At 61.3% G+C, this 3,032-nt stretch carries 3 protein-coding genes; 1 reads left to right on the top strand and 2 read right to left on the bottom strand.

The features are described 5' to 3' along the window. Window positions 1-637 precede the first annotated feature (637 nt). Complete coding sequence (locus ACLJQZ_RS48395; RefSeq protein WP_410628480.1) at window positions 638-1,195, top strand: hypothetical protein; 558 nt, start codon at window positions 638-640, stop codon at window positions 1,193-1,195. Between the two features lie 127 nt (window positions 1,196-1,322). On the opposite strand, the gene ACLJQZ_RS48390 is transcribed toward ACLJQZ_RS48395, so the two are convergent. Further along, complete coding sequence (locus ACLJQZ_RS48390) at window positions 1,323-2,099, bottom strand: hypothetical protein (RefSeq protein ID WP_410628478.1); 777 nt, start codon at window positions 2,097-2,099, stop codon at window positions 1,323-1,325. Beyond that, window positions 2,099-2,644, bottom strand: coding sequence for a pyruvoyl-dependent arginine decarboxylase (locus ACLJQZ_RS48385; RefSeq protein ID WP_410628476.1), 546 nt, complete (start codon window positions 2,642-2,644; stop codon window positions 2,099-2,101). The genes ACLJQZ_RS48390 and ACLJQZ_RS48385 overlap by 1 nt, the downstream gene beginning before the upstream one ends. Between the last annotated feature and the right edge of the window lie 388 nt (window positions 2,645-3,032).

Below are 3,032 nucleotides of genomic sequence, written 5' to 3'. Positions count from 1 at the left end.
TTCCTGAACGAACGGTGTGTCCTGCGTGGTAAATCGATCTCGCCGTTGCTGTCCTCGGTGTCGTCAGCCCGAAACCCGATCAAACATACCCTTCCGACCTCGCCGGATACATCCGACAACAGAGTCCATCGAATGCCTGCACCGGTTCCGCGACACCCTGCATCAAGAGGGCAAGTCCCAGATCAAACCCGATCCGGGCTCAGTATCATGGCCACACTACGCAACCTCGCCATCGGCGTGCTCGGCTGAAGCTCGTCGCCAGTGCATAGGGCTCGCGTGCTCGACTTCTCTGACTTTTGGCCGTATGCTTGCTTGAGGCAGGAAGCGACGTCAAGTCGTCGCTATACATCTTCCTGATGCTAATAGGAATTTTGTCCGATATTTTTGTCAACCAGTTACCCGAGATGCATCGAGAAGACCCTGGAGGTCGTACCTCGCAATAAGGGCTGTGACTGGCCGGAGCCATGGAGAAACCGCAGTAAACGGGGGATGCTCCAAGTCTGATGGGCTGCACCATGTAATCATCCGCGACTGTCATCTCGCTGTTCCCGGCAGAGTGGCGACATTGTCTGTGGGCTGCTGGCGCTTTTCGTGCCGCCGCAGCTAGTCTCGAATAGTCAACAGAGACGGAATTTAGGTGAAAATCACCACTGTGCAGGTGTTGGAAAATGACACCATCGATCGTTTCTATGATTTCTTCCGGGCGGCGTTCGACCCGATGCGGTCCCGCGCTGCTGCCCGGCACATGCTCACCGCCGAGGAGTTCGCGGCGGATATGTTCAACGCGCGAGTCGATAAATATATCGCATGGGACAACGACCGTGCGGTGGGTTTGTTTACTCTGACTAATGACCTGTCCGCTGTGCCCTGGATCGAACCAGAGTTCTACGGCTCCAGGCACCCCGAGCAGTTGGCCCGTGGGGCCCTGTTCTATCTCGGATACATCCTTGTCGATCCTCGTGCGAACGCCACTCCCGGGGTGATTAAGGCGATGACAGATGCCGCCCTGCGCCGTTGCGCCGAGAGCGGAGGGGTACTTGCCTTCGACCTCTGCACATACAACGCCGACCGCGTGGGCGGCCGATTCATCGCCGGAATGCTGACGAACTACGGCGTTCGGGCGGCAAAGGTCGATGTCCAGTCGTACTACCTAGCCGATTTTGCCGACACGCCAGCGCAAATGCACGAAGGTTGAACGAACATGAGGTGACAGAGGCAAGGGACGGGTCGGCGTGGATGCGTCGACAGGACATCGCATGGCGACACAAGTGGTCACCTATCGACGACGGCGGTTGGACCGTAGCCGGCGGTCGCGTGAGGTGTCAGCCGCATCCAGCGCTGGTGTGGTGCACGATCCAAACGTTCGGCTCCTGGTAGATGCCGATGTCGGCGTCCCTGTCGACGCGTAGCGGGACGAGCCCGCCAGGGATCAGGTGTTCACCGCTGGACGGTAAGGCAAGGCTGGTCCAGCCCTCCCAATCGGCGATGCTGCCGGAGATCGTCATGGACGGAAAGGTGATGCCGGCGATCATTCCGCCGAGCCGCAGATGCAGGCGAACCCAGGGGTCGAACATCTCGCCGGCGGCGGTGCGCCAGGTGAGGTACTGGTCCAAGGGGATCAGTGGATGGCGCGACTTGTGGATCGGGCGGACCGGGGCGATCATCGACGCTGCGCCGGCTCTAGTCGCCGCGACCTTGAGTGCGCCGATCAGTTGGGCGGCTAGGCCGCGACCGATGCCTGCCGGTGTCATGGTGATCGATAAGGCGCATACCATGGTCGGTGAGCCACCACCCCGACGGTGGAAGTCGGCGGCAGCGGTGACGGCACCGTCCCAGCCCGCTGGGAGCCGGATTGTGGATTGATCCCAGCCCATCGGTAGCGACAGGCCCACCCCAAGGAGATCATCGGTGCGGGTGAGGAGCAGGGCTTGATGCGCCGGGAATGCGGTCAATAGCTGAGTCAGATCGACGCCGTGCCCCGGTCGTCCCTCCAACATGAACCTCGGCCAAGCGCCAGCAAGCACTCCTGGGATCTCCGCAATCAGGGCGGGCCGCTCGGCGAGGGTGATTAGGTGGGCGTCACCCAACTTCATGGTCATTACCCATCTTCGGGTTCGGCGGGTCCCATTCGGGCCGATCGCAGACTCGCACCGCACCCCACCCATGACCCACTTTCGTACGGCGCGATCACCAGAGCGCAGACCGGTGCACCGGTGCATATCACCCCAGTGATGACGCAGTCTGGTGCGGCGTACTCGCCGTCGCGGCCGCGTACGAGGTCGGCGAGACTAGTTTGGATGGCATGGGCGACAAGGCCCTCGCTCGTTCCCTCATGTTCGACGAATAGCCCACCCGCACCGCTAAGGCGCTGAATCCAGCCGATGCCGGCCCACGCCTGCTCCCCGACTACGGTGGCCCGTTGGTCGGCATACACACAGTACGTCAGGTCGCCATATGCTCCGGCAGGAGCCGTGGCCTTGCCGGTTGCGTCGATACTCGTTTCCGGTGGGATGACACTGGATATGCGCAGAATGTTGCGCCCACCCAACCCGACAGCGACCAACGCGGCGTGAAACGCGGTCAATGAAGTTGCACCTGAACCAGACGCACTCAGCACCGGGATCTGACCGTAGACGGCTGACATGGACAATTGTGTCGCTCCGATCGACCCCATGAGACCAGGTCAGTCGCCGACACCCGTTATTCACCAGATGCCAGCCAAATCTGCGAGCACCGATCGGCACCCATCGCTAGCATACCCCATTATTTGGATGCCAAACACGAGAACGCCATTGACACGCCTGGTCACGCCCCGGGGAAGTCGTTGTGATTATGGCGTGGCAATTGCGGGGGCTTGGGCGATATGCTCGTCCAGCACGGAGAAGGCAACGTTGCTGAGCAACGGGTGAGAGGATCGATCCTTGTGGGGTGCCGGCGGTGGTAGCCCTCAGCAGGCGATCCTCCCCGAGGATGCCCGACTTGAGGAACGCCTTCACCAGAGCCAGGACGCGTTTGTCTCCGACCCGAACCCG

The organism is Amycolatopsis sp. cmx-8-4 (genome assembly GCF_046548675.1).
Taxonomy (GTDB): domain Bacteria; phylum Actinomycetota; class Actinomycetes; order Mycobacteriales; family Pseudonocardiaceae; genus Amycolatopsis.
The sequence above is the reverse complement of the archived record's forward strand: the minus strand, read 5'-3'. Positions and strand labels throughout refer to the sequence as shown.